Raw genomic sequence first — 19,804 nt, 5'->3', positions numbered from 1 at the left:
CGTTACTCGCACTTCACGACGGGGATGGGGTCGTACTTCACGGTGCGGGTGTGCCGCGAGACTTCCTTGCCGGACTTGCGGTCCTTGATCACCCGGGTGTCGGAGATGGTGAAGCCGGGCGCGCCCTCGGAGGCGATGCAGTCCTTGCCCTTCGGGAGTTTGATCTCGGTGGGCTCGGTGGGCTTGCTCTTCTCCCCGGTGATGGATTCGACCTCGACGTTCTTGGTGCCCCACAGGCGCACCGTGATGTCGGAGCCGGTGGCCACCGCCTCGATGTAGACGCCGTTCTCGGTGTTGTTGCGGAACTTGAGATCGATCGCGCCGTCGAAGACGGTGGCTTCGCGGGCGGCGGGATAGCGGGAGATGTAGTAGCTGTGCTCGGTGTGCCCCGCGTCCTCGAGGCCGGCGAAATAGGCGGCGTTGTAGAGCGTGGTGGCGAACTGGCTGATGCCGCCGCCGACCGCGGTGCTGGGGCGGCCGTGATCGATGATGCCGGACTCCACATAGCCCTCGGCGACACCGCGCGGGCCGGTGAAATCGTTGAGGGAGAACACCTCTCCCGGCTTGATCACCGCACCGTTCACCTTCGTGGCGACCGTGCGGATATTGACGCCCGAGGGGCCGCTGAAGCCGCCGGTGGTGAACGAGCCCATCGGCTCGACGATCTTCAAGCTCTGCGCGACCTCGGTGGTGAGCTTGGGCTCGACCTTCTCGTAGATCGCTGCGGCGGTGCGCTGGTTGGGCGAAATCAGCAGGGCCGGAAGCTGTTCCAGCGTCTTCTGCCAATTCACCTTGTTGCCGACCACGGCGGGAACGACGCGGGCCGCGCCGCCGCCGACGGCGAAGGTGGCGTCTTTGGGCTCCACCTCGGTCGGCGCGAGCTGCGGTGCGAGCAGGCCGACGGCGATGTTCTGGTCGTACTTCGCGGCCAGGCCGCCCTGGCTGTCGGGCGCGAAGGACAGGATGGTCGCGATCTGGGCCGGGTCGAGCTTGGCGGTGGCTTCCTTGCCGGTGCTGTCTTTTCCGGTGAGCACCACGGCATTGGCGACGGCCGGGGTGGCGATCTCGGTGAGGGCCCGTGTGAGCGCCTCGGGCTGCACCGTCACCGGGGCCGGATGGACCGGCAGTTCCAGGGCGGCCCCCAGCACCCAGTTGTCGATCAGGGTGGTGCGGGCGGCCGGGCCGTCGAGCTCGCGGCCGGGCACCGGCGGCACCGCGACCGGCTTCGCGTCCTGGAACTGGATCGTGCCCTCGACCGTCGGGCGGTCGTGCACGCGCAGCGCCGTGAGCTGCTGGCCCAGGGCCGTCTCGTCGACGCGGCTGACGACCGGGACGGTGCGCGAGGTGAACATCGAGGCGAAACGGGTGAAGGGGTTCAGGGGCTGGCCGCCGATACTGTCCCAGGTGCCATCCCAATCGATCTCCAGGCCGGCGGCGCTGGGCAGCAGCTTTGTCTGCACGTCGCCGATGCGGATCGGGAGTTCCTGACCGGAGCGGCCGGCCAGGGCCGCGCGCAGTTTCGTGTCGGCGGCCGAAGTGTCCATGCCGCCGATATCCACCCCGGCGACCACGGTGCCGCGCGGCACCTCACCCGCGGAGCGCACCAGATCGATGCCGTAGCCGATGACGCCGACGGCCAGCAGCGCGCCCGCCGCGATGCCGATGCGCCGGGCGGAGGGAGACTTCCACCACACCGGCGCGGCAGGCGGGGCGCCGCCGGGGCGGACGGGGCGCAGCTTCTCGGTGGGCGGGTCTTCGACGCGCTGCTGGTTCGCGAAGGCTCGGCGGTCGGTGCGCGTCACCGTCTGGATGGGCACGGTCGCCGAATCGTCGGGTGACCCGGGCGACTGTGCGGCGGTGCGCTTGGCCTCCAGCAGCTGACGCAGCGTCACCTCGCCCTGCCCTCGACCGCGGTCGTGGCGTCCGGTGCTCGACTCGTTCGTCACGAACCGTCCTCCCCGCTTTCTTGGTGAAAGGCACTCGCCCAGTGCGAGTCTCCGCCCACGATAGTGGGCCGCTCCGACAGCGTCCGCACAGCACGGACGAGCGGGAGCCGACGCACGGAACATACGGAAAGGCTCCGCGCAGTTGCCGGGTCGGGGGTCTGGCAACTACGCGGAGCCGATCTGTTTATCGGCGACCCGCTACGCGTGTTACATCCCGCCTCACCGGGTTTCCGGGCGCTCGCGCGGGACAATCGGAAATCGACAGGGAGCGGCGCGAAAACACGGAGAGGGACGGGCATGCAGCTGGGAATGATCGGCCTGGGCCGGATGGGCGCCAACATCGTGCGCCGCATCGCCAGGGACGGGCACACCGCCGTCGGACTCGACCGGCACACCGAGAACATCGACCTGCTACGAAGTGAGCTAGATAACAGTTTCGACGGGACCACCGAGCTGCCCGCGTTCGTGGCGATGCTGGACACGCCGCGGGTGGTGTGGGTGATGATCCCGGCGGGCGCGACGGGCGCGATGATCGATCAGCTCGCCGAACTGCTCGAGCCCGGCGACATCGTCATCGACGGCGGCAACAGCCGCTACCACGAGGATATCGAGCGGTCGAAAGCACTGCGGCCCAAGGGGATCCACTACGTGGACATCGGCACCTCGGGCGGAGTCTTCGGGTTGGAACGCGGCTTCTGCCTGATGATCGGCGGCGAGGCCGAGCAGGTGAAATACCTCGATCCGCTGTTGAAATCGATCGCGCCCGGCGTCGCGGCGGCCGAGCGCACGCCCGGGCGCACCGGCGAGCCGTCGGCCGCCGAGCAGGGCTACCTGCACTGCGGGCCCGCCGGGGCGGGCCATTTCGTGAAGATGGTGCACAACGGCATCGAATACGGCGCCATGGCGGCCTACGCCGAGGGTCTGAACATCCTGCACAAGGCCAATATCGGCGCCGAGCACACCGGCAAGTACTCCGCCGAGGAGACGCCGCTGGACCATCCCGAGCACTACCTGTACGACATCGACATTCCCGAGGTCACCGAGGTGTGGCGGCGCGGCTCGGTGGTCGCCTCCTGGCTGCTGGATCTCACCGCGGGCGCGCTCTACGCGGATCCGGCACTGGAGAGCTACAGCGGGCGGGTCTCCGATTCCGGCGAGGGGCGCTGGACTCTGGATGCCGCGATCGACACGGGAGTGCCCGCGCCGGTGCTGGCGGCGGCGCTGTTCCAGCGGTTCTCCTCGCGGGGCGAGGCGCTGTACGCGGACAAGGCGCTCTCGGCGATGCGCAAGGCCTTCGGCGGGCACATCGAGTTGCCGGGCTCGTAACACGCTGCGGGGCCCGGCATTTCGACCGGCCGGGCCCCGTGCGCCACGCGGGGCTTCCCGCGCGGGCGCGTCTGGGACAGAATGGATGCGAGGGAACATCGTCCGAGGGCCAACGGCGGTCCGGATATGGGGTGAGTCCATGGTCGTCAAGCACCTGGTGCGCAACGGCGAGGTCGACATCGCCGTCTACGAACAGGGGACGCCGGACGGGCCGGCATTGCTGCTGCTGCACGGCTGGCCCGACACCCACCACCTGTGGGACAACGTCGCGCCCGAGTTCCTGGACCGCTTCCGGGTGCTGAGCGTGGACAATCGCGGCCACGGCGAATCCACCAATCCCCCGGGCTCCCTGGACATCTCGGTGGAGCTGCTGGCCCAGGACTACGTCGCGGTGATCGAGGAGCTGAGCCCCGACGAACCGGTGCACGTGCTCGCGCACGACTGGGGCAGCGTCGCGATGTGGGAGGTGGTGTGCCGCCCGGACGCCCGGCGGCTGGTCGCCTCGTTCACCTCGGTCTCCGGGCCGAGCCTGGCGCACACCGCCCAGTGGGCCCGCAGCCGGCTCGCGCGCCCGACCCCGCGCAATATCGCGTTGCCGCTGGCCCAGCTCGGGTCCTTCGCCTATTCGACCTTCCTGGCGCTGCCGGCCCTGCCGCACGCGGCGATCCGGCTGGGCATGAGCGAAGAACGCTGGCGCGCCATGCTCGCCAACAGCGAGGGCGCGCGACCGGACCGGATCCACCTGGCGCCGACCTTCAAGCAGGACATGGCCAGTGGCCTGCGCATCTACCGGGCCACCTGGTTCGCGAATCCGCTACGCGCCCGCGACGCCCGCACCGAGGTGCCGGTCCAGATCATCATCGGCACCCGGGATCCGGCCGTGCGTCAGTCGGCCTACGCCGATGAGGATCGGTGGGCCGAGGATGTGTGGGTGCGGGTGGTGAAAGGCGGGCACTGGCTGCCGTTCTCGCATCCGGAGCTGCTCGCCTCGGCCACCCTGGAGCTGATCGACGCGACCGCCGGGGCGCCGCCCGCGCGGAGCCTGCGCCGGGCGCGAATGGGGCTGCGGCGCAGGCCCTTCGAGGATCAGCTGGTGGTGATCACCGGCGGTGGTAGCGGGATCGGGCGGGAGACCGCGCTCGCCTTCGCACGGGACGGCGCGGAGATCGTCGTCTCCGATATCGATCTCGGCGCGGCCGAGGAGACGGTCGCGTTGATCGGGCAGGCGGGTGGCAGCGGTTACGCCTACGCGCTCGACGTCTCCGACGAGGACGCCGTGCGCAAGCACGCCGACGCGGTGATCCGCGAGCACGGGGTGCCCGACGTGCTGATCAACAATGCGGGGATCGGGCAGGCGGGACGCTTCCTCGACACCCCCGCCGCGGATTTCCAGCGGGTGCTCGACGTGAATCTCAGCGGGGTGGTCAACGGGTGCCGGGCGTTCGCGGGCGCGATGGCCGAGCGCGGGCTGGGCGGGCACATCGTCAATCTGTCCAGCATGGCGGCCTATGCGCCGCAGCAGGGGTTCACCGCCTACGCCACAAGCAAGGCGGCGGTGTTCGTGTTCTCGGACTGCCTGCGCACCGAGCTGGCGGGGTGCGGGATCGGGGTCAGCACCATCTGCCCCGGGATCGTGCACACCAATATCGTTCGTACCACGCGCATGTCGGGCGTCTCCCCCGAAAAGGAGGCCCGGATGCAGGAGCGCTACGACCGGCTCTACCGCAGGCGCGGCTACACCCCGGACCGGGTCGCCGCGCAGATCGTGCGAGCGGTGCAGAAGAACAAGAAGATCGTGCCTGTCACCCCGGAATCCCGTGCCCAGTACTACCTTTGGCGCTTCGCCCCCGCCCTGGTCCGCTTCGCCACCGAGCGCACAACCCTCATCCGCTGATCAGTCCGATCGGCAGAATACTGCCGAATCACCCCAATCCAACGTCTTCGCTACCCCCAATCCGATGAAATCGGCAGAATACTGCCGATCTGATGAGAAACGGTCCGCCCCGACCCCGAACAGCTGCCAACCGGCGGAATTCTGCCGATTCCCGGTCGACCTCCGGTAAACTCCAGGCCACCACTGGCCGATCGGCAAGATCTCGCCGCTATTGGAGGCAAGGCGTGTCAGCACCGAGCAGCATCGGGCAAGCCATCCGCACCGAACGACGCCGCCATCGCCTGACCCAGGAACAGCTCGCCGAACTCGCCGGAACCTCCACCCGGACGGTCCGCGATATCGAGCACGGAACCGGAACCACCAGCATCGCGACGGTCGATTCGGTGGCGAATGCCGTCGGCCTCCGGCTCGGGGTGCAGCGATGATCGAGGGCTGAGGCGCGAAAAGCGCGCCCCGGGAAGGGGTCCCGGGGCGCGGGTGGGGTCAGCGCTCCAGGATGGCGACGACGCCCTGGCCGCCGGCGGCGCAGATGGAGATCAGGGCGCGGCCGGAACCCTTTTCCGCCAGCATCTTCGCGGTGGAGGCGACGATGCGGCCGCCGGTGGCGGCGAACGGGTGGCCCGCGGCGAGGGAGGAGCCGTTGACATTGAGCTTGGAGCGGTCGATCGAGCCGAGGGCGCCGTCCAGGCCCAGGCGCTCCTTGCAGTACTGGTCGGATTCCCAGGCCTGCAGGGTGGCCAGCACCACGGAGGCGAAGGCCTCGTGGATCTCGTAGTAGTCGAAATCCTGCAGGGTCAGGCCGTTGCGGGCCAGCAGGCGCGGCACCGCGTAGGTGGGGGCCATCAGCAGGCCGTCGGGGCCGTGGATGTAATCGACGGCGGCGACCTCGGAATCGACCAGGTAGGCCAGGGTCGGCAGGTTGCGCTCGGCGGCCCACTCGTCGGTGGACAGCAGCACCGCGGACGCGCCGTCGGTGAGCGGGGTGGAGTTGCCCGCCGTCATGGTCGCGTCACCGGCCTTGACGCCGAAGACCGGCTTCAGGGTGGACAGCTTCTCGATGGTGGAGCCCGGGCGCAGGTTGTCGTCGCGGGTCAGGCCGAGGAACGGGGTGATCAGGTCGTCGAAGAAGCCGCGGTCGTAGGCGGCGGCCATGTTCTTGTGCGACAGGTAGGCCAGCTCGTCCTGGGCCTCGCGCGCCACGCCGAATTCCTTGGCGGTGATGGCGGCGTGCTCGCCCATCGACAGGCCGGTGCGCGGCTCGGCGTTGCGCGGGATCTCGATGCCGACCATGGACGGGCGCAGCTGGCCGACCAGCTTGAGGCGGTCCTTGCCGGTCTTGGCGCGGTTCGCGTCCAGCATCCACTCGCGCATGGAGTCGCTGACGCCGATCGGGGCATCCGAGGTGGTGTCGGTGCCGCCGCCGATGCCGGCGTCGATGCGGCCCGCGGCGATCGCGTCACCCACGGTGACGATGGACTGCAGGCCGGTGCCACAGGCCAGCTGCAGGTCGTGGGCCGGGGTGTAGGGGCTGAGCTTGGAGCCGAGCACGCTCTCGCGGATCATGCCGTGCTCGCCGACGCGCTTGAGCACCGCGCCGCCGACCACCATGCCCAGGCGCTCGCCCTGCAGGTTGAACCGGCTGACCAGACCATCCAGCGCGGCGGTGAACATGTCCTGGTTGGACGCGTGCGCATAGGCCTTGTCCGAGCGCGCGAACGGAATCCGGTTGCCGCCCACGATCGCGACGGGCTTCGGCTGCTTCACGGGCTTCTTGGCCGAACGGGCTTTGCTAGTCACTCGAGTCTCCACGGTCTCGTCGGATGGCCGGGGGTAATGCGCCCCGTCGATTGGTTTACTTTAAACTTACTCTGGAGTAAGTTCATCGGCAAGTGACGTAGCTGGTCAGGCGGCTGCGATCTCCGGCATACCAGCCAATACCGTGAGATTTCCGTCGGATCGAGGGAACACGCCTCGGAGCTGTCTACAGCCAGCCGTCGATACCCGTCCTGGTCTACGTAATGCTTCGTGACGACCGTTGCCCGTTCGCAGACGACACTGCCCACACTGGCGCGGGGACATCAGGGATGGCCGTATCTGTGGCCCACGCCGGACTTCGGCGACGCCAAGACCAATCTCGCCTTCCGTTGCTCCACGGCCGGGCTATCGCTGTAAGGGGGTACAGGCATCGGGGGTTCCGCGTGAACGCGTCTGTAGTGGAAAGGGTTTGGACACACTACTGGCGCGAAATCGACGCTAGCTGTCCACAATTCGCGAGTGCAACCACCTGGTCCGCCGAGAGTCCACTCGATCGATTTCAGCCCGCAGACCAGACAGCGCAATGCCCCGGCATCCGTTCAGCAACGGATGCCGGGGCATTGCCATGTTCAGACCTAGGGGCTGTTGAACTCGCCGTCCCGCGCGCCCGCCAGGAACACGCTCCACTCTCCAGCGGTGAAGACCAGCGCCGGGCCGGTCGGGTTCTTGGAATCACGCACGCCGACTGCGCCGCTGTCTAGGAATGCGACCTCCACGCACTGACCCCCGGTTTCGCTGTAGCTGCTCTTCCGCCACTTCGCGCCCGAAAGGTCCAGGTCAACGTTCACGCTGCGTACTCCCTTGCTACATCGCGCAATAGCTTTCGCGTTTGCATGTCGTCCAACGCGGTCCGTCGAACGGCCTCGGCTAACTCATGGTAGCGCTGCACATCTTCGGGCTTCTCGAGGTACAGGTCGCTGGTCAAGCGGCCCTCCACATAGACCACCGGCGGCTCGATCGGTTTGCCCTTGCCGTCTGTGCCGAAGTCCAGCATGACAAACGGCCCGTGCAGGATGCCCCACGTGCACCCCGCGGAGAACGGGTGCACTCGCAGCGTGATATTTGGCTGTTTACTCATCTCGGCGAGCTCGCGGAGTTGTCTCGCCATCACCTGCGGGCCACCGATCACGCGGTGAAGCGCGGACTCGTGGAGCAAGACCTCTAGCTCCAATGGTGCGGACTTCCGCGTAACAATCACCTGGCGATTCAGCCGGATCTGCACTCGGCGTTCGATGTCCTCCGCGCTACCTGTGCGATAGAAGGCGTTGATCAGGCCACGTGCATAGTCGGCAGTCTGTAGCAGTCCGGGAATCTGTTCCTGGTAGGACACGACCTTGGCGGCGCTCTGCTCCATGCCTACGTACATGTTGAACGCATCGCTGAACAGCCCGCCGATCGAAGTGATTCCGTCGTCACTCTTCACCGCAGCCCGGCCGGCCAGGTCAACGGCCTTCTCCGTCTCTTCAGCGGCGACTTCGTAGAGCAAACACAGCTCGCGGACGTCCTGTCTTCGAGTGTTCTTCGTCCGTCCGGTCTCTAAGCGCTGTAGCGCCGCCTCGCTCAGCTGGACGGCAGTCGCAGCTTGGAGGATGGTGAATCCCTTGGCCTCGCGGCACTCGCGTAGGAATCGCCCCAGCTGGCGGCGGAGCAGCGTTGGTGACACTTCGTTTGGCATCGACTACTCCCAAAAGTGAATCCCTTTGCGCCCGAATATGAATCCTTTGTACAGCAGCGGCGAATGTGGTCCTCGATCTTTGAAGAGATTCTTTTGAATCTTCAAATCTGTCGAGATGTTTGCGCTGGTAGGTGGTGTGCTGAGAGCGCGCCCGGACCGATCGATCTGGTTACCCGATAACACCCGAGGAGTTGGGGCACCCGGGCGCGCCCTCGTCAGCCAACACGAGCAGAGGTCTCCGCATGGACCAACCGATCGGACGGGACACCCCGCGGTCCCAATGCACCTATTACCGGCAGGTCTGTGACCTGGCCGCCAGGATCGACCCGCCCGAGCTGGGGCGCATCGTCGTGAACGCCTCGCAGGTCTGGGGATTGACGATGCCCGCCGTGCTCGGACGCGATGTCAGCTACCAGATGCGCAAAGCGAACACGGCAGTCGGCCCGGTGGTCGCGCAGCTGCGCTCGGCCCGGTGGACGTTCCTGGTTCGTCCCGACATCCCCGACGAGGCAGAGCTTTTCGCGGAGATGTTCCGCAACAGCGTGTCCGTGACCCGCGACAACGCGCCGATCGCGCTGCCCTCACCCACCGAGACCTCCCGCGAGATCCGGCAGTGGATCGAACGACCGACCGACAGCTTCCGCCCCTCGGGCATGGTCGTGATCAACGCCATCCGCGCCTGTGTCGGGACAGGCCGCCGCAGGAAGGCCGTCCGGCTATGACCCCCGATCTCAGCCACCGTGTCCCCGGCGTCCACCTGGGCGAGTTCGGCTCCATGGCCCTCGATGTGTACCTGCCCGACGCCGGAACAGCGGATTTGCTGCACCGCATCGTCGAGGGACTGGCCGGCCTGGACACCGACCTGGCGAGCACCGACCCCTCACCCACCACAGAGGACGAGCGACTATGAACGCCGCCCGGCACCTACCGACCCTACTGGAAGACCCCGGCCCGGCACCCGTGCCGACACCGGAGCGCGACGAACCCTGTTACGACACCACGGTTCTCGCGCGGACGCTGAGCTGGACCGACCACTGCAACCCGCACTGGCCGATGAGCGGCATTCACGCCGCCCGAACGGCCCGGAAGCTGCACAGCAAGTGCCCGGACATGAGCTGCGCAACCAAGATCGCCGCACAGATCAAAATCGAAATGGAGGCCCGACGCTGTGCATCCCTCTGAAGACGAAGAGGCAGGCCCGCGGTTCATGAGCTTGCGGGGCTTGGCCGCCGCTGTGGAGACCGACTACTACCTGTTGTGCCAGTGGCGTAGCGATAAGACGGTCTGGGTGCCCAGGCCCGATATCAGAATCGGTAACCGCCTGGGCTTCTCCAAAGCCTGTGGACAGCTGTGGATCCCGAAGGGTGAGCCCTTCGAGCGGCCCGAGACTGTGGACTACCTGGGAGTGCGCCAGATGTGCGCGCTCCACAGGGTCAGCCGCCCGACACTGTTCGCGATCATCGGCGACAAACACATCGCCGAACCGGTCGTGTGGATCACCGACGACCTCGACGACCCCGAGGCGGGCGAGGTCAGGGGCTGGGCCGCATGAGCCTGTCACCCGAGGATGCCTTCCTCCAGTCGATCCCCACCAATCCCGCCCCGTGGTTCGACCTGGAAGCGGGCCTGCGGCGGCTACTCGCGGTCGTCCGCCACGACACCACCGACCCGACCCTCTTCGAAGGCGGCGACGCCGCCAGCGCCGAAGACCTGCACCACGCGTGCCACCCCGCCGAATGCACCACCCGCGAGGCCGCGCGGCGCGCTCTGCCGCTCTCTCCGGGAAAACCTCTGCCCTACTCCCAGATCGCGAATCCCGATCCGGCCACCGCCCGCAACTATCGTCCCACCACTACAGGGGAACCCGTGATGAATCGCAGCGCCGAGCAATTCGACACCGACCAGACCGCCGCGGACTGGCTGGTCTGGCGTGACCTCATCGACACCGAGGTCAAGACTTTCCTCGCCGCAGAAATGCCGGTGATGTTCCGGAACGATCCCTGGTGCCGAGACGGCTTGGTGCACGCCGAGCTGGTGGCGCTGCGCTACTTCCCGACCCGGCGGGCATTGTGGGTGCCCGAACGCCGCGAACTCGCTGATCAGCTGTGCATGTACGTCGGTGAGGTGCTGCGCAGAAACTTCCGGGGAGAGTGGGTCAACATGCCGGGCCTGCCCGAGTGGGGCGACGAGATCGGACCCACCATCCGTTTCCCGTTCACGAATCTGATCACCGAGGTACGCGATGCCGTGGATGTCGCCGTCACCGACCACGCCGGGGACAGCTGGGCCGGGCTGTGGGACGATTACCTGGGCTATCTGCGACAGTGGCGCAAGTTCGGCTGCCCGGACCGCTCCGAGTGGGAACAGGTGGGCTGGGTGCCGCCCGAAGACCTCGAAGGCCACTCCTCCGAACATTGAAAAGTCCTGTCACAGAACGTCATCGCGAGGAGTCACACACCCGGGGGCAATTCGCATCCGAGGGCAGCGGCGAGGAGCCGGTAGGGGGTGGGCGCCCAGCGCGTACGGCAGGATTGGCAGAGGCAGCCGTCGACCGTGATCTGTAGTGCGGCTTGACGGACATGTTCACCGGCGGCGTCGGGCCGGTAGACGGTTCGGGTGCCGCAGGCCGTTCAGGCGGCTACTAGTTCCCATCGGTGCGCGGGTTCGAGGAGGGCTTTCGCGGTCTCGGTCCTCCGGCGCAGGTTCTCGATCCCCTCGTGGACGAGGTCGTAATGTTCGGGTGCCCAGTCGATTTCAGCGAGACTGTTGAGGCGGCGGACGCTGTCGGGTTGGTCGTTGTCACGGCCTGCGTCGGGGCACCATGTGGCGATAACGGTGTGGGTGTGCCGACGCGAACCGATGAGCGCGTGGTCGTACGAATTACCAGCCGTAGACCGAGAACGGTTCGTTGGCAGCGATGTGGGCAAGCGCTGTCCGGCAGTACGGAATGGTGTGGCCGGGCATCGAGTCGAGCGAAAACCACTCCAAGGCACTGCATTTGTCCGGTTCGAGGTTGACAACCTCGCCTTCCCACTCGTCGACGATGAAGAAGAAGGCCATGCGTCCACCCGAGGACGAGTTGTGCATGACGTGGGCGAAACGGACCTCTTCAGGACGAATCCGGACCGCGACCTCTTCGAGAGCTTCGCGCACAGCTGCGGCGACCACCGTTTCGCCGGCCTCGAGATGCCCCGACGGGAGGTGCCACGCTCCATCCTCGTATCCCGTGTTCTGCCGCTGACCGAACAACACGCGGTCGCCGCGCCGAAGCAGTAGGTGCACATCCCCGGTGACCTTGTGACGCTGCGGCTCGACTGCCTGACTCGGCTGAAGTGCTGTATCCACAACCACTCCCTTCAAGAGCAACGCGTATGTGCGATGCCGTCGATGTGATCCTCGCCGAACACGTCCTGCCGTCGTTCCAAAAACGTAGACGTGGGCGACGCAATGCTGCGCGGCTGCCAGCCTTCATGAATGTGTTGCATGCCACATGGGACCCGGTCCAGCCCGCAAGCCAGCATTGCCGTCCAGAGGTAGGCACGGGAGTCGTGGGACCGTCATTTCGACCGTTGCTTTCACGGGCATCGGAGGGATTTTCGGTGACGCCAAGGGCACCCGAAATTGCCTTCCAACAGGCATCTGGGTCACATCCGGGAACCCGGGGGCCACACTGGGTAGCCCCCGGACTTACTCTGGAGTAAGTTAAGGGTCGACACCGTACCCCGTGACGTGCGCGATTCTTCGAATAGGCCCAGCCCGCCTGGGGACGAGACAAAACACGACAGAAAAGGTAGGAACAGTGGCCAAGAGTAAGGGTGCCCCCAACCTCTACGGATCGTTCGTACACTCCGCGCCCGGGCAGTTCCTGGCCAGCAAGCTCGGGCTGCCGCAGCCGGAGAACCTGCGCCGCTACAAGGTCGGCGAGCCCGCCCTGGCCGGGCCCGTGCTGATCGGCGGCAAGGGCCGCGTGGCCGAGCCGGTCCGGAACCTGCTGTCCGACTACACCTTCGCCGATTCGCTGAGCCAGGGCACCAAGTACGGCGCGCTCGTCTTCGACGCCACCGGCATCGGGTCCATCGAGGATCTGTCCCAGCTCTACGAATTCTTCCAGCCGGCCATGCGCAGCCTCGGCGCGTCCGGCCGCATCGTGGTCATCGGCACCACCCCCGAACTCACCGGCAGCGTCGACGAGCAGATCGCCCAGCGCGCGCTCGAGGGCTTCACCCGCTCGGTCGCCAAGGAACTGCTGCGCGGCTCCACCGCCCAGCTGGTCTACCTCGCCCCCGACGCCTCGGCCGCCGCCACCGGCCTGGAATCCACGCTGCGCTTCCTGCTGTCGGCCAAGTCGGCCTTCGTCGACGGCCAGGTCTTCCGCGTCGGCGCCGCCGATTCCGTGGCGCCCGCCAGCTGGGACAAGCCGCTGGCCGGCAAGGTCGCGGTGGTCACCGGCGCGGCGCGCGGCATCGGCGCCACCATCGCCGAGGTCTTCGCCCGTGACGGCGCCACCGTCATCGTGGCCGACATCCCGGCCGCCGGCGAGGCGCTCTCCGAGACCGCCAACAAGGTCGGCGGCACCGCGCTCGCGCTGGACGTCACCGCCGCCGACGCCGCGGAGAAGCTGGCCGAGTTCGCCACCGAGCGCTTCGGCGGCATCGACATCATCGTGCACAACGCCGGCATCACCCGCGACAAGCTGCTCGCCAACATGGACGAGGGCCGCTGGAACGCCGTCCTCAACGTGAATCTGGCTGCCCCGCACCGGATCACCGAGGGCCTGGTCGCCCGCGGCGCGCTCAAGGAAGGCGGCCGCGTCATCGACGTGTCCTCCATCGCGGGCATCGCCGGCAACCGCGGCCAGACCAACTACGGCGCCTCCAAGGCCGGCGTCATCGGCATGGTCAACGCCGAGGCGCCGAAGCTGGCCGAGAAGGGCATCACCATCAACGCCGTGGCGCCGGGCTTCATCGAGACCGCGATGACCGCCGCCATCCCGCTCGGCACCCGCGAGGCCGGCCGCCTGATGAGCTCGCTGCTGCAGGGCGGCCAGACCGTCGACGTGGCCGAGACCATCGCCTACTTCGCCAGCCCGGCCTCGAACGCCGTGAGCGGCAACGTGGTTCGCGTCTGCGGTCAGTCCCTGATCGGAGCATGATGACGCAGACGATCACGCTCACCGCACCGCCGAAGAACAGCGGCCTGTTCGTCAAGGCCGCGCTCGGCGCCGTTCCGGTGCCGCTGCTCTCGGCGCGGCCCAGCAAGCTGCCCGACCGGGTGGTGCGGCTGGAGGGCTTCCGGGTCGATCCCGATCACCTGGCCGCTTACTGCCGGGCCACCGGCCTGCGCTTCGGCGACGCGCTGCCGCTGACCTACCCGTTCGTGCTCAGCTTCCCGCTGGCCATGCAACTGGTGGTGGCGCGCGACTTCCCGTTCGTGGCGGTCGGCGCGGTGCACGCGGAGAACCGGATCGAGCGCACCCGCGAGATCTCGGTGGCCGAGCCGCTGGATTTCCAGACCCACATCGAGAACCTGCGTGAGCACCCCAAGGGGCTGCTCGTCGACGCCGTCACCGAGGTGAACGTCGGGCGCGAACTGGTGTGGCGGCAGGTCACCACGTTCCTGCACCAGCAGCGCACCTCGCTGTCGGGCGGGCCCAAGCCCGAGCCCAAGCCGGACGAGGTCCCGCCGCCGCCGATGCGGCAGTTCCGGGTCGATCAGAAGATCATCACCCGGTACGCGAACGCCTCCGGCGACCACAACCCGATCCACACCTCCGGATTGGGCGCCAAGGCCTTCGGCTTCCCCAAGCCGATCGCGCACGGCATGTGGTCGGCGGCCAACATCCTGGCCAATATCGAGGGCCGGGTGCCCGAGCAGGCCACCTACGCGGTCAAGTTCGGCAAGCCGATCTTCCTGCCGTCCACGGTGAACGTCTACGCCGATCAGGTCGAGGGCGGGTGGGATCTGGCGCTGCGGAACCCGAAGAAGGGGTACCCGCATCTGACGGCCACCCTGCGCTGAGCCGGATGACGAACACCGCGCCCCGAGTCACCGACTCGGGGCGCGGTCGCGTTTCTAGCAGTCGCAGCCGCAACCGCAGCCGTCACAGCAGCAGCCGTCCCCGCAGCTACAGCACTCACCGCACGAGGAGCAGCAGTCGGCGCAACCGCAGGGGTCCTGCTTGTACCAGGCGGGTTGCTCCTCGCCGGAGCACGGGCTGCGATGGTCGGCGCAGCAGGCGTAGCCGGTGCAGTAGACGCCGAGGACCAGCGCCAAGGATTCGCCGATGCCCGGCCGGCGCGGGCCGCGCCGCGGCGGGCGCCGGTGCGGCGGCAGGTGGATCGGGCCGCCGGGTTGCTGCTGCGCCGAGGCGTGCGAAGTCTTGCAGGCGTGCACGATCGGTGCGCCGACGCCGGAGCCGAGACGGCGCAGCAGGGCGCTCAGCGGGTCGAGCAGAATCCAGCGGACCACGGGCACATCGCGCAGCTCGGCCGTGGCGACCGCCCGGCGCAGCGCCGAATCCGACTCGCGGAGCAGGTCGTACGCGTCCGGCAGCGCGGTGCCGGTGGCGGCGAGCGGATTGAATCTGCCGTGGGCGCGATCGTCGTCGAAGTCCTCGACGGCGTCCGCGAGGTGGGCGATGCGCCCGAAGTGCCGGCCGGCGGTGCGCAGCGGCTCGATATTGTCCGGCCGATCGGCGAGCACGGCGGTGTGGGCGAAGAATTCGGCGGCGCAGAGCTGCGTCGGGGCGGTGAGCTCGTCCAGCGAAGTGGCTTCGGCTTCGACTGCCGACTGCGAAGCGATCGCGGCCACAAGCGGTTCCACGTCCAAGCCGATCCGGCCGGCCTGGACTCGCGCGCCGTTCGCCCAGCGGGTCGACACCCGGCCCATCGGACGCCGGGTCAGCACCGACCCGTCACGGTCGGCGACATGATCGCGGAGCTTGGCCGAGCCCAGAAGCAGTGCGGCGGTCGAGGCGAGCAGCACGCCGGGCGAATCCGCGGCCGCGACCTCGGCACGCTGCATACCCCGCAGCGCGCAGCGGCCCGCCGTGGTGCGCCGCATCGGCGCGTCCAGCTGGGCCTCGGTGAGGACGCTGAGCACGATCGCGTCGGTATTGGTCGCGGTGCGGGCCACCTGCCCCTGCCCGTCCCGCAATCCGAGGCACAGGCCGCACATGTGCGCCCGCCACTGCGCCGGATCGATTCCATACTTCTCGGCACCGTGCGAACACGGCTTCAGCATTCCGAACAATTCCGCCCCGTACTCTTCCGGCGCGCATGGCCGGTCCGTGCTACTGGATCACCGAACCTTGGCAGAGTGGCACCGCTCTGGCAACCCGTATCCGGTCCCGCGCCGAATCGGCTGCGGGCGAGACTATTCGGCCTTCTTGCGGCCCTTCAGACCGCTCCAGGCCAGATCGTCGAGCAGATCGACCGCCTCGGCGACCTCGACGCGGCCGCTGGCCACGCGGTCGGCGATGGCCTCGCCCGCGCCGATCACCGCCGCGGCGACGACGTCGAAGTTGGTGCCCGGATCAGCGTGCTTGGCGCTGGACTCCAGCAGCTTGGCGGTGAGTTCGATGATCCGGTCGCGGGCGTTCTCGATCTCCGAGGCGAACGCTTGCTGGCCGATCGCCTGACGGTAGAGCACCTGCCAGGAGCGGCGGTTGGCGTCGACGAAACCGAGGAAACCCTCCAGCGCCACCCGCACCTGCTCGTGCGGGGACAGCAGCGGGTTGCCCGCCGGCGCCACGGACTCGATGAAGCGCAGACCCTCGCGCTGGATGCAGGCGCGGAACAGCTCGTCCTTGGAGCCGTAGTACAGGTACAGCATCGGCTTGGAGATCTTCGCCTCGGCCGCGATCGCGTCCATCGAGGTGTCGTGGAAGCCCTTGCGCGAGAACACCTCGACGGCGGCGTCGAGCATCTGCTGCTCCCGAACCGCCCGGGGAAGTCGCTTCGTTCCGCCCGCCATCCACAGTCTCCTACCACAAGGTGAAGCCCCTATATTACTCCAAGGTAAGTTCGGTGGGCACGATTTGCTCACCGATCGCCTGTCTTATCTGGGAGCCGGGGTAGACAGCGATCCTACGACCCGCGCGCGGCGGGCCGCGGCGTCCTTAACACTGCGTTGAGATGCCCTTGTACTTCGCCATCCGCAGCACCGACGCGTCCACCTGCCCGCTCGGCAGCTTTCCGCTCGCCACGGCCTGTTCCAGCTGGTCCAGCACCTCCGGCACCGCGCTGGTGTTGATCCACAGCGCGTTGTCGGCGCCGGCGGCCAGCGCGGCCTGCACCGCGTCCGCGATATCCATCCGCGCGGTGATGGCCTTCATACCGCTCAGGTCGTCGGTGAAGATGACGCCGTCGAACGGTGCCGCGCCGTAGCCGGTGCCGGTGCGCAGCAACGCCATCGCTTCCGGGCTGATCGAGGCGGGCACGTCCGGCGCGGTCAGGCCGGGCACATCCAGATGACCCACCATGACCGCCGCGCCCATGCCGTTCAGTTCGCGATAGGGCATCAGGTCCGAACCGACCAGCTCGGTCAGCGGCGGCGTGCGGACCGCGCCCTGATGGGAGTCCCCCGAGGCGCTGCCGTGGCCCGGGAAATGCTTCATGACGCTGCCCAGGCCGACCTCGTTCATCGCGCGGATGTAGGCGCGCGCGTACTGGGTGACGATCTCGGGATCGTCGGAGAAGGAGCGGTCGCCGATCACGTCGTCGTCCGGTTCGCTGCTCACGTCCACATCGGGCGCGAAATCGACCGTGATGCCGAGATCCTTGAGCTTGCGCGCTCGCACCAGCGTCGCCTCGTAGAACTGGTCCGGGGTCATCGTCTCCGCGGTGGCGCGGGCCGAGGGCGCGGCCCCGATCAGATCCTTGACCCGCGAGACCCGGCCGCCCTCCTCGTCGATGGTCACCATCAGCGGGACCTTGGCCGCGGCCATCACCTGGTCGATCTGGCCGCTCGCCAGCAGCGCCTTGTCGGTGAAACTGCCGACGAAGATGCCGCCGATCTGCTCGCCGCGCACCACGTTCTCGGCGTCGGCCGCGCTGCTGACGCCGACGGTGAGCAACTGCGCCAGCTTCTGCCGGGGCGTGAACTGTGCGAGGAACTCCGCCTTGCAATCGCGCTGCGGTGTGGTGACGGGGGCGCTGGCCGGAGCCGCGCTGCCCGAGGACGGCACAGCCGAGTCGGAGGAGCCGCCGCCGGAGCAGCCGGTGACGACCGAGGCGAGAACCGCGAGCAGGACGAGAGGCGTCTTCCGCATGAGGATTCACGCTAGTGCGCGGCCCCGCACCCGGCACTCCCGGGTGGCGCGGCGCGGCCGAAGCCGGGCGTGTCGGGAGTAACCTCGGTGGCGTAGCCGAACCCCGCACCGGGAGGTCGCCGTGCCCTGCGATCTGATGCTCATCGCGTACGACGGATCCGAGAACGCCAAGCGCGCCATCGAATACGCCGGGCGGTTCCTCTCGGCGAATCGCGCGGTGGTTCTCACCGCATGGGAGCCGATGGTGCGGCAGGCGGCGAAACTGTCCGGGCTGTCCGGGGTGATGCAACCGGAGTGGATGCCCGACGAGGAGATCGAGGACATCGCCTACGTCGACGCCCGCACCATCAACACCGAGGGCGTGCGGCTGGCCAAGCTCGCGGGCCTGAACGCCGAGGCCCGCACCGCCGAGTGCAGCACCACGATCTGGAACACGATCGTCGAATGCGCCGACGAACTCGACGTCGACATCATCGTCGCCGGCACCCGCGGCGCCACCGGGGTGCGCGCCCTGCTGCACAGCAGCGTCGCCGACGCGGTGCTCAAGCACTGCCACCGGCCGGTCCTGATGGTGCCGCCCGGGCGGGAACCCGCGCGCTAGCCGAACAGCGCGTGCAGGCCGCCGATCGCCTCGGGGCCGTAGCTGACCGTGCCCACGGGCACCGCCTCGTCGATCGCCTGGATCACGGCGGCGGTCTGCACCGGGCCGAAGCCCCCACACAGCTCGATCAGCTGCGCACCCTCCGCGACGAGCCGGCGCGCTACCGCCGGTGCCTGCTCGTGCGTGCCGCAGCCGACCAGGACCGTGCGGCTGCGGCCGGTGTCGACGACCGTGGTGTCCCGGTCCGGATCGCAGCCGTCGGCGACGTAGATGAATCCCCACTGTTCGAGTGCCACGATGGCCTCCTTCTCGCTGGTGTCCGACCAGTCAAGCGGGGCACCGTGTTCGGCGTCCACGAGGCAGTTCCGCACCGGTGTGCGGCTATGCCTCATCGGCCAGGCCGGCGGCCAGATCGGCCAGCCGGGCGGCATCGGGATGGGCGGGGTCCCACACCAGCGCGTGTCGCAGCCGCGGGGGTGCGGGCAGCTCCCGCCAGACCGTCCCGTCGAGCGCCGCGTCCCAGCGGGGGCGCAGCGCCACGACATCGCCGCGGCGCAGTGCGGCCAGGAACAGCGCCCGCCGGGGCGGTCCCCGGCGGATCCGGCGCGGCCGCCAGCCCGCCCGGCGGATCGCGGTCAGCGTGGCGTCGTGATAGCCCGGGGCGAGGTCCCGGTCGAACCACAGCAGGTCCAGGCCGTCGAGATCGGACCAGTCGAGCGCGGTGCGGGCCGCCAGCGGATTAGCGGCGGAGAGCAGGACCCCGAGCGCTACATCGCTGACCCGCCGCGCGGTCAGCGTCTCCAGCGGAACGGGCTCGGCCACCAGGGCGGCGTCGAGTTCCCCGCGGCGCAGTTCGCGCAGTTGCTCCTCGGTCGAGAGGTCGCGGGCGTCGGTCCCGGCGGGCGCGTCGTGCAGGGCGGCGACCACGGCGGCGGGCGCGCCGGGTGTCACGCCGATCCGCCACGGCCGGGCCGCACCCGTGGTCGCGGCGACCGCGCGGACGCCCGCGGCGACGGCGTCGAGGGTGCGTCGCGCGTAGGGCAGCAGTGCGTGCGCGGCCGCAGTCGGTGCCATGCCGCGCGGCGTGCGGTCGAAAAGTGTTGCCCCGAGCTCGGCTTCGAGGGCGATGAGCTGCTGGCTGAGCGAGGTCGGCCGGATGCCGAGGCGCTCGGCCGCGCGGGTGAGATGCTCGGTGTCGGCCACCTCGGCGAAATATCGCAGCTGACGCAGCTCCATCGCATCCACCCTTCGCACGGCATCCGCAGCGGAGGGTACC

The 19,804-nt window shown here is 68.5% G+C and carries 21 protein-coding genes; 11 read left to right on the top strand and 10 right to left on the bottom strand.

All coding sequences use genetic code 11. The features are described 5' to 3' along the window. Positions 1 to 2 precede the first annotated feature (2 nt). On the bottom strand, positions 3 to 1,946 hold the full coding sequence (locus AB0I43_RS08055; RefSeq protein WP_356972143.1) for a VanW family protein: 1,944 nt from the start codon (positions 1,944 to 1,946) through the stop codon (positions 3 to 5). A gap of 297 nt (positions 1,947 to 2,243) precedes the next feature. On the opposite strand from AB0I43_RS08055, the gene gnd reads away from it, so the two are divergent. From gnd to AB0I43_RS08040, 3 genes are all read left to right on the top strand, one after another. Continuing rightward, on the top strand, positions 2,244 to 3,272 hold the full coding sequence (gene gnd, locus AB0I43_RS08050) for a phosphogluconate dehydrogenase (NAD(+)-dependent, decarboxylating) (RefSeq protein ID WP_356972142.1): 1,029 nt from the start codon (positions 2,244 to 2,246) through the stop codon (positions 3,270 to 3,272). A 139-nt stretch (positions 3,273 to 3,411) separates the two neighbouring features. Continuing rightward, positions 3,412 to 5,166, top strand: a complete 1,755-nt coding sequence (locus AB0I43_RS08045; protein ID WP_356972141.1) for an SDR family oxidoreductase — start codon at positions 3,412 to 3,414, stop codon at positions 5,164 to 5,166. A gap of 224 nt (positions 5,167 to 5,390) precedes the next feature. After that, complete coding sequence (locus AB0I43_RS08040) at positions 5,391 to 5,591, top strand: helix-turn-helix domain-containing protein (RefSeq protein WP_356972140.1); 201 nt, start codon at positions 5,391 to 5,393, stop codon at positions 5,589 to 5,591. 58 nt (positions 5,592 to 5,649) lie between these two features. Here AB0I43_RS08040 and AB0I43_RS08035 read toward each other — a convergent pair whose 3' ends face one another. From AB0I43_RS08035 to AB0I43_RS08025, 3 genes are all read right to left on the bottom strand, one after another. After that, entirely contained in the window at positions 5,650 to 6,963 is a 1,314-nt protein-coding gene (locus AB0I43_RS08035) for an acetyl-CoA C-acetyltransferase (RefSeq protein WP_356972139.1), read from the bottom strand. A gap of 593 nt (positions 6,964 to 7,556) precedes the next feature. Next, positions 7,557 to 7,769, bottom strand: a complete 213-nt coding sequence (locus AB0I43_RS08030) for a DUF397 domain-containing protein (protein ID WP_356972138.1) — start codon at positions 7,767 to 7,769, stop codon at positions 7,557 to 7,559. Then, the gene (locus tag AB0I43_RS08025; RefSeq protein WP_356972137.1) at positions 7,766 to 8,656 is read right to left on the bottom strand and encodes a helix-turn-helix transcriptional regulator; all 891 of its coding nucleotides are present in this window, start codon (positions 8,654 to 8,656) and stop codon (positions 7,766 to 7,768) included. Before AB0I43_RS08025 ends, AB0I43_RS08030 begins: the two co-directional genes overlap by 4 nt. A 242-nt stretch (positions 8,657 to 8,898) precedes the next feature. On the opposite strand from AB0I43_RS08025, the gene AB0I43_RS08020 reads away from it, so the two are divergent. Genes AB0I43_RS08020 through AB0I43_RS08000 form a run of 5 tightly spaced genes read left to right on the top strand, consistent with a single transcriptional unit; the run spans position 8,899 to position 11,074 of the window. Then, the gene (locus AB0I43_RS08020) at positions 8,899 to 9,378 is read left to right on the top strand and encodes a DNA-directed RNA polymerase subunit beta (protein ID WP_356972136.1); all 480 of its coding nucleotides are present in this window, start codon (positions 8,899 to 8,901) and stop codon (positions 9,376 to 9,378) included. After that, positions 9,375 to 9,566 (top strand): hypothetical protein, encoded by a 192-nt coding sequence (locus tag AB0I43_RS08015; protein ID WP_356972135.1) that lies wholly within the window; start codon positions 9,375 to 9,377, stop codon positions 9,564 to 9,566. The genes AB0I43_RS08020 and AB0I43_RS08015 overlap by 4 nt, the downstream gene beginning before the upstream one ends. Then, positions 9,563 to 9,838: a hypothetical protein gene (locus tag AB0I43_RS08010; protein WP_356972134.1), complete on the top strand. Its 276-nt coding sequence runs from the start codon at positions 9,563 to 9,565 to the stop codon at positions 9,836 to 9,838. The genes AB0I43_RS08015 and AB0I43_RS08010 overlap by 4 nt, the downstream gene beginning before the upstream one ends. A 40-nt stretch (positions 9,839 to 9,878) precedes the next feature. Then, complete coding sequence (locus AB0I43_RS08005) at positions 9,879 to 10,208, top strand: hypothetical protein (RefSeq protein WP_356972133.1); 330 nt, start codon at positions 9,879 to 9,881, stop codon at positions 10,206 to 10,208. Further along, on the top strand, positions 10,205 to 11,074 hold the full coding sequence (locus tag AB0I43_RS08000; RefSeq protein WP_356972132.1) for a hypothetical protein: 870 nt from the start codon (positions 10,205 to 10,207) through the stop codon (positions 11,072 to 11,074). The genes AB0I43_RS08005 and AB0I43_RS08000 overlap by 4 nt, the downstream gene beginning before the upstream one ends. Positions 11,075 to 11,536: 462 nt before the next feature. Here the strand turns inward: AB0I43_RS08000 and AB0I43_RS07995 are convergent, their stop codons facing one another. Beyond that, a complete protein-coding gene (locus AB0I43_RS07995) occupies positions 11,537 to 12,001 on the bottom strand; it encodes an NUDIX domain-containing protein (RefSeq protein WP_356972131.1) in 465 nt (154 codons plus the stop codon). A gap of 454 nt (positions 12,002 to 12,455) precedes the next feature. Between AB0I43_RS07995 and AB0I43_RS07990 the strand changes: the two genes are divergently transcribed. Both AB0I43_RS07990 and AB0I43_RS07985 read left to right on the top strand, forming a co-directional pair. Next, positions 12,456 to 13,808, top strand: a complete 1,353-nt coding sequence (locus AB0I43_RS07990) for a 3-oxoacyl-ACP reductase (protein WP_356972130.1) — start codon at positions 12,456 to 12,458, stop codon at positions 13,806 to 13,808. Next, on the top strand, positions 13,808 to 14,674 hold the full coding sequence (locus tag AB0I43_RS07985; protein WP_356972274.1) for a MaoC/PaaZ C-terminal domain-containing protein: 867 nt from the start codon (positions 13,808 to 13,810) through the stop codon (positions 14,672 to 14,674). Before AB0I43_RS07990 ends, AB0I43_RS07985 begins: the two co-directional genes overlap by 1 nt. 54 nt (positions 14,675 to 14,728) lie before the next feature. On the opposite strand, the gene AB0I43_RS07980 is transcribed toward AB0I43_RS07985, so the two are convergent. From AB0I43_RS07980 to AB0I43_RS07970, 3 genes are all read right to left on the bottom strand, one after another. Further along, positions 14,729 to 15,898: a DUF5685 family protein gene (locus tag AB0I43_RS07980; protein WP_356972129.1), complete on the bottom strand. Its 1,170-nt coding sequence runs from the start codon at positions 15,896 to 15,898 to the stop codon at positions 14,729 to 14,731. A gap of 132 nt (positions 15,899 to 16,030) precedes the next feature. Continuing rightward, positions 16,031 to 16,630, bottom strand: coding sequence for a TetR/AcrR family transcriptional regulator (locus AB0I43_RS07975; protein ID WP_356972128.1), 600 nt, complete (start codon positions 16,628 to 16,630; stop codon positions 16,031 to 16,033). 145 nt (positions 16,631 to 16,775) lie between these two features. After that, a complete protein-coding gene (locus AB0I43_RS07970; RefSeq protein WP_356972127.1) occupies positions 16,776 to 17,927 on the bottom strand; it encodes a glycoside hydrolase family 3 N-terminal domain-containing protein in 1,152 nt (383 codons plus the stop codon). A gap of 121 nt (positions 17,928 to 18,048) precedes the next feature. On the opposite strand from AB0I43_RS07970, the gene AB0I43_RS07965 reads away from it, so the two are divergent. Next, entirely contained in the window at positions 18,049 to 18,528 is a 480-nt protein-coding gene (locus AB0I43_RS07965) for a universal stress protein (RefSeq protein ID WP_356972126.1), read from the top strand. Here AB0I43_RS07965 and AB0I43_RS07960 read toward each other — a convergent pair. Together AB0I43_RS07960 and AB0I43_RS07955 are read right to left on the bottom strand one after the other, a co-directional pair. Further along, the gene (locus AB0I43_RS07960) at positions 18,525 to 18,824 is read right to left on the bottom strand and encodes a DUF6506 family protein (RefSeq protein WP_356972125.1); all 300 of its coding nucleotides are present in this window, start codon (positions 18,822 to 18,824) and stop codon (positions 18,525 to 18,527) included. The two genes, AB0I43_RS07965 and AB0I43_RS07960, sit on opposite strands and share 4 nt — an antisense overlap. 85 nt (positions 18,825 to 18,909) lie before the next feature. Further along, positions 18,910 to 19,764: a LysR family transcriptional regulator gene (locus tag AB0I43_RS07955; protein WP_356972124.1), complete on the bottom strand. Its 855-nt coding sequence runs from the start codon at positions 19,762 to 19,764 to the stop codon at positions 18,910 to 18,912. Positions 19,765 to 19,804: the final 40 nt, after the last annotated feature.

This window comes from Nocardia sp. NPDC050435, assembly GCF_040655395.1.
Taxonomy (GTDB): domain Bacteria; phylum Actinomycetota; class Actinomycetes; order Mycobacteriales; family Mycobacteriaceae; genus Nocardia.
Note: the sequence above shows the minus strand (reverse complement) of the source record. Positions and strands in the feature narration are given on the sequence as shown.

What these genes read in the sequence shown, in the direction of transcription:
- gnd (WP_356972142.1), top strand. Translation starts at nt 2,244, where the DNA reads ATGCAGCTGGGAATGATCGGCCTGGGCCGGATGGGCGCCAACATCGTG.
- AB0I43_RS08045 (WP_356972141.1), top strand. Translation starts at nt 3,412, where the DNA reads ATGGTCGTCAAGCACCTGGTGCGCAACGGCGAGGTCGACATCGCCGTC.
- AB0I43_RS08025 (WP_356972137.1), bottom strand. Translation starts at nt 8,656, where the DNA reads ATGCCAAACGAAGTGTCACCAACGCTGCTCCGCCGCCAGCTGGGGCGA.
- AB0I43_RS08020 (WP_356972136.1), top strand. Translation starts at nt 8,899, where the DNA reads ATGGACCAACCGATCGGACGGGACACCCCGCGGTCCCAATGCACCTAT.
- AB0I43_RS08015 (WP_356972135.1), top strand. Translation starts at nt 9,375, where the DNA reads ATGACCCCCGATCTCAGCCACCGTGTCCCCGGCGTCCACCTGGGCGAG.
- AB0I43_RS08010 (WP_356972134.1), top strand. Translation starts at nt 9,563, where the DNA reads ATGAACGCCGCCCGGCACCTACCGACCCTACTGGAAGACCCCGGCCCG.
- AB0I43_RS08000 (WP_356972132.1), top strand. Translation starts at nt 10,205, where the DNA reads ATGAGCCTGTCACCCGAGGATGCCTTCCTCCAGTCGATCCCCACCAAT.
- AB0I43_RS07985 (WP_356972274.1), top strand. Translation starts at nt 13,808, where the DNA reads ATGACGCAGACGATCACGCTCACCGCACCGCCGAAGAACAGCGGCCTG.
- AB0I43_RS07980 (WP_356972129.1), bottom strand. Translation starts at nt 15,898, where the DNA reads ATGCTGAAGCCGTGTTCGCACGGTGCCGAGAAGTATGGAATCGATCCG.
- AB0I43_RS07975 (WP_356972128.1), bottom strand. Translation starts at nt 16,630, where the DNA reads ATGGCGGGCGGAACGAAGCGACTTCCCCGGGCGGTTCGGGAGCAGCAG.
- AB0I43_RS07970 (WP_356972127.1), bottom strand. Translation starts at nt 17,927, where the DNA reads ATGCGGAAGACGCCTCTCGTCCTGCTCGCGGTTCTCGCCTCGGTCGTC.
- AB0I43_RS07955 (WP_356972124.1), bottom strand. Translation starts at nt 19,764, where the DNA reads ATGGAGCTGCGTCAGCTGCGATATTTCGCCGAGGTGGCCGACACCGAG.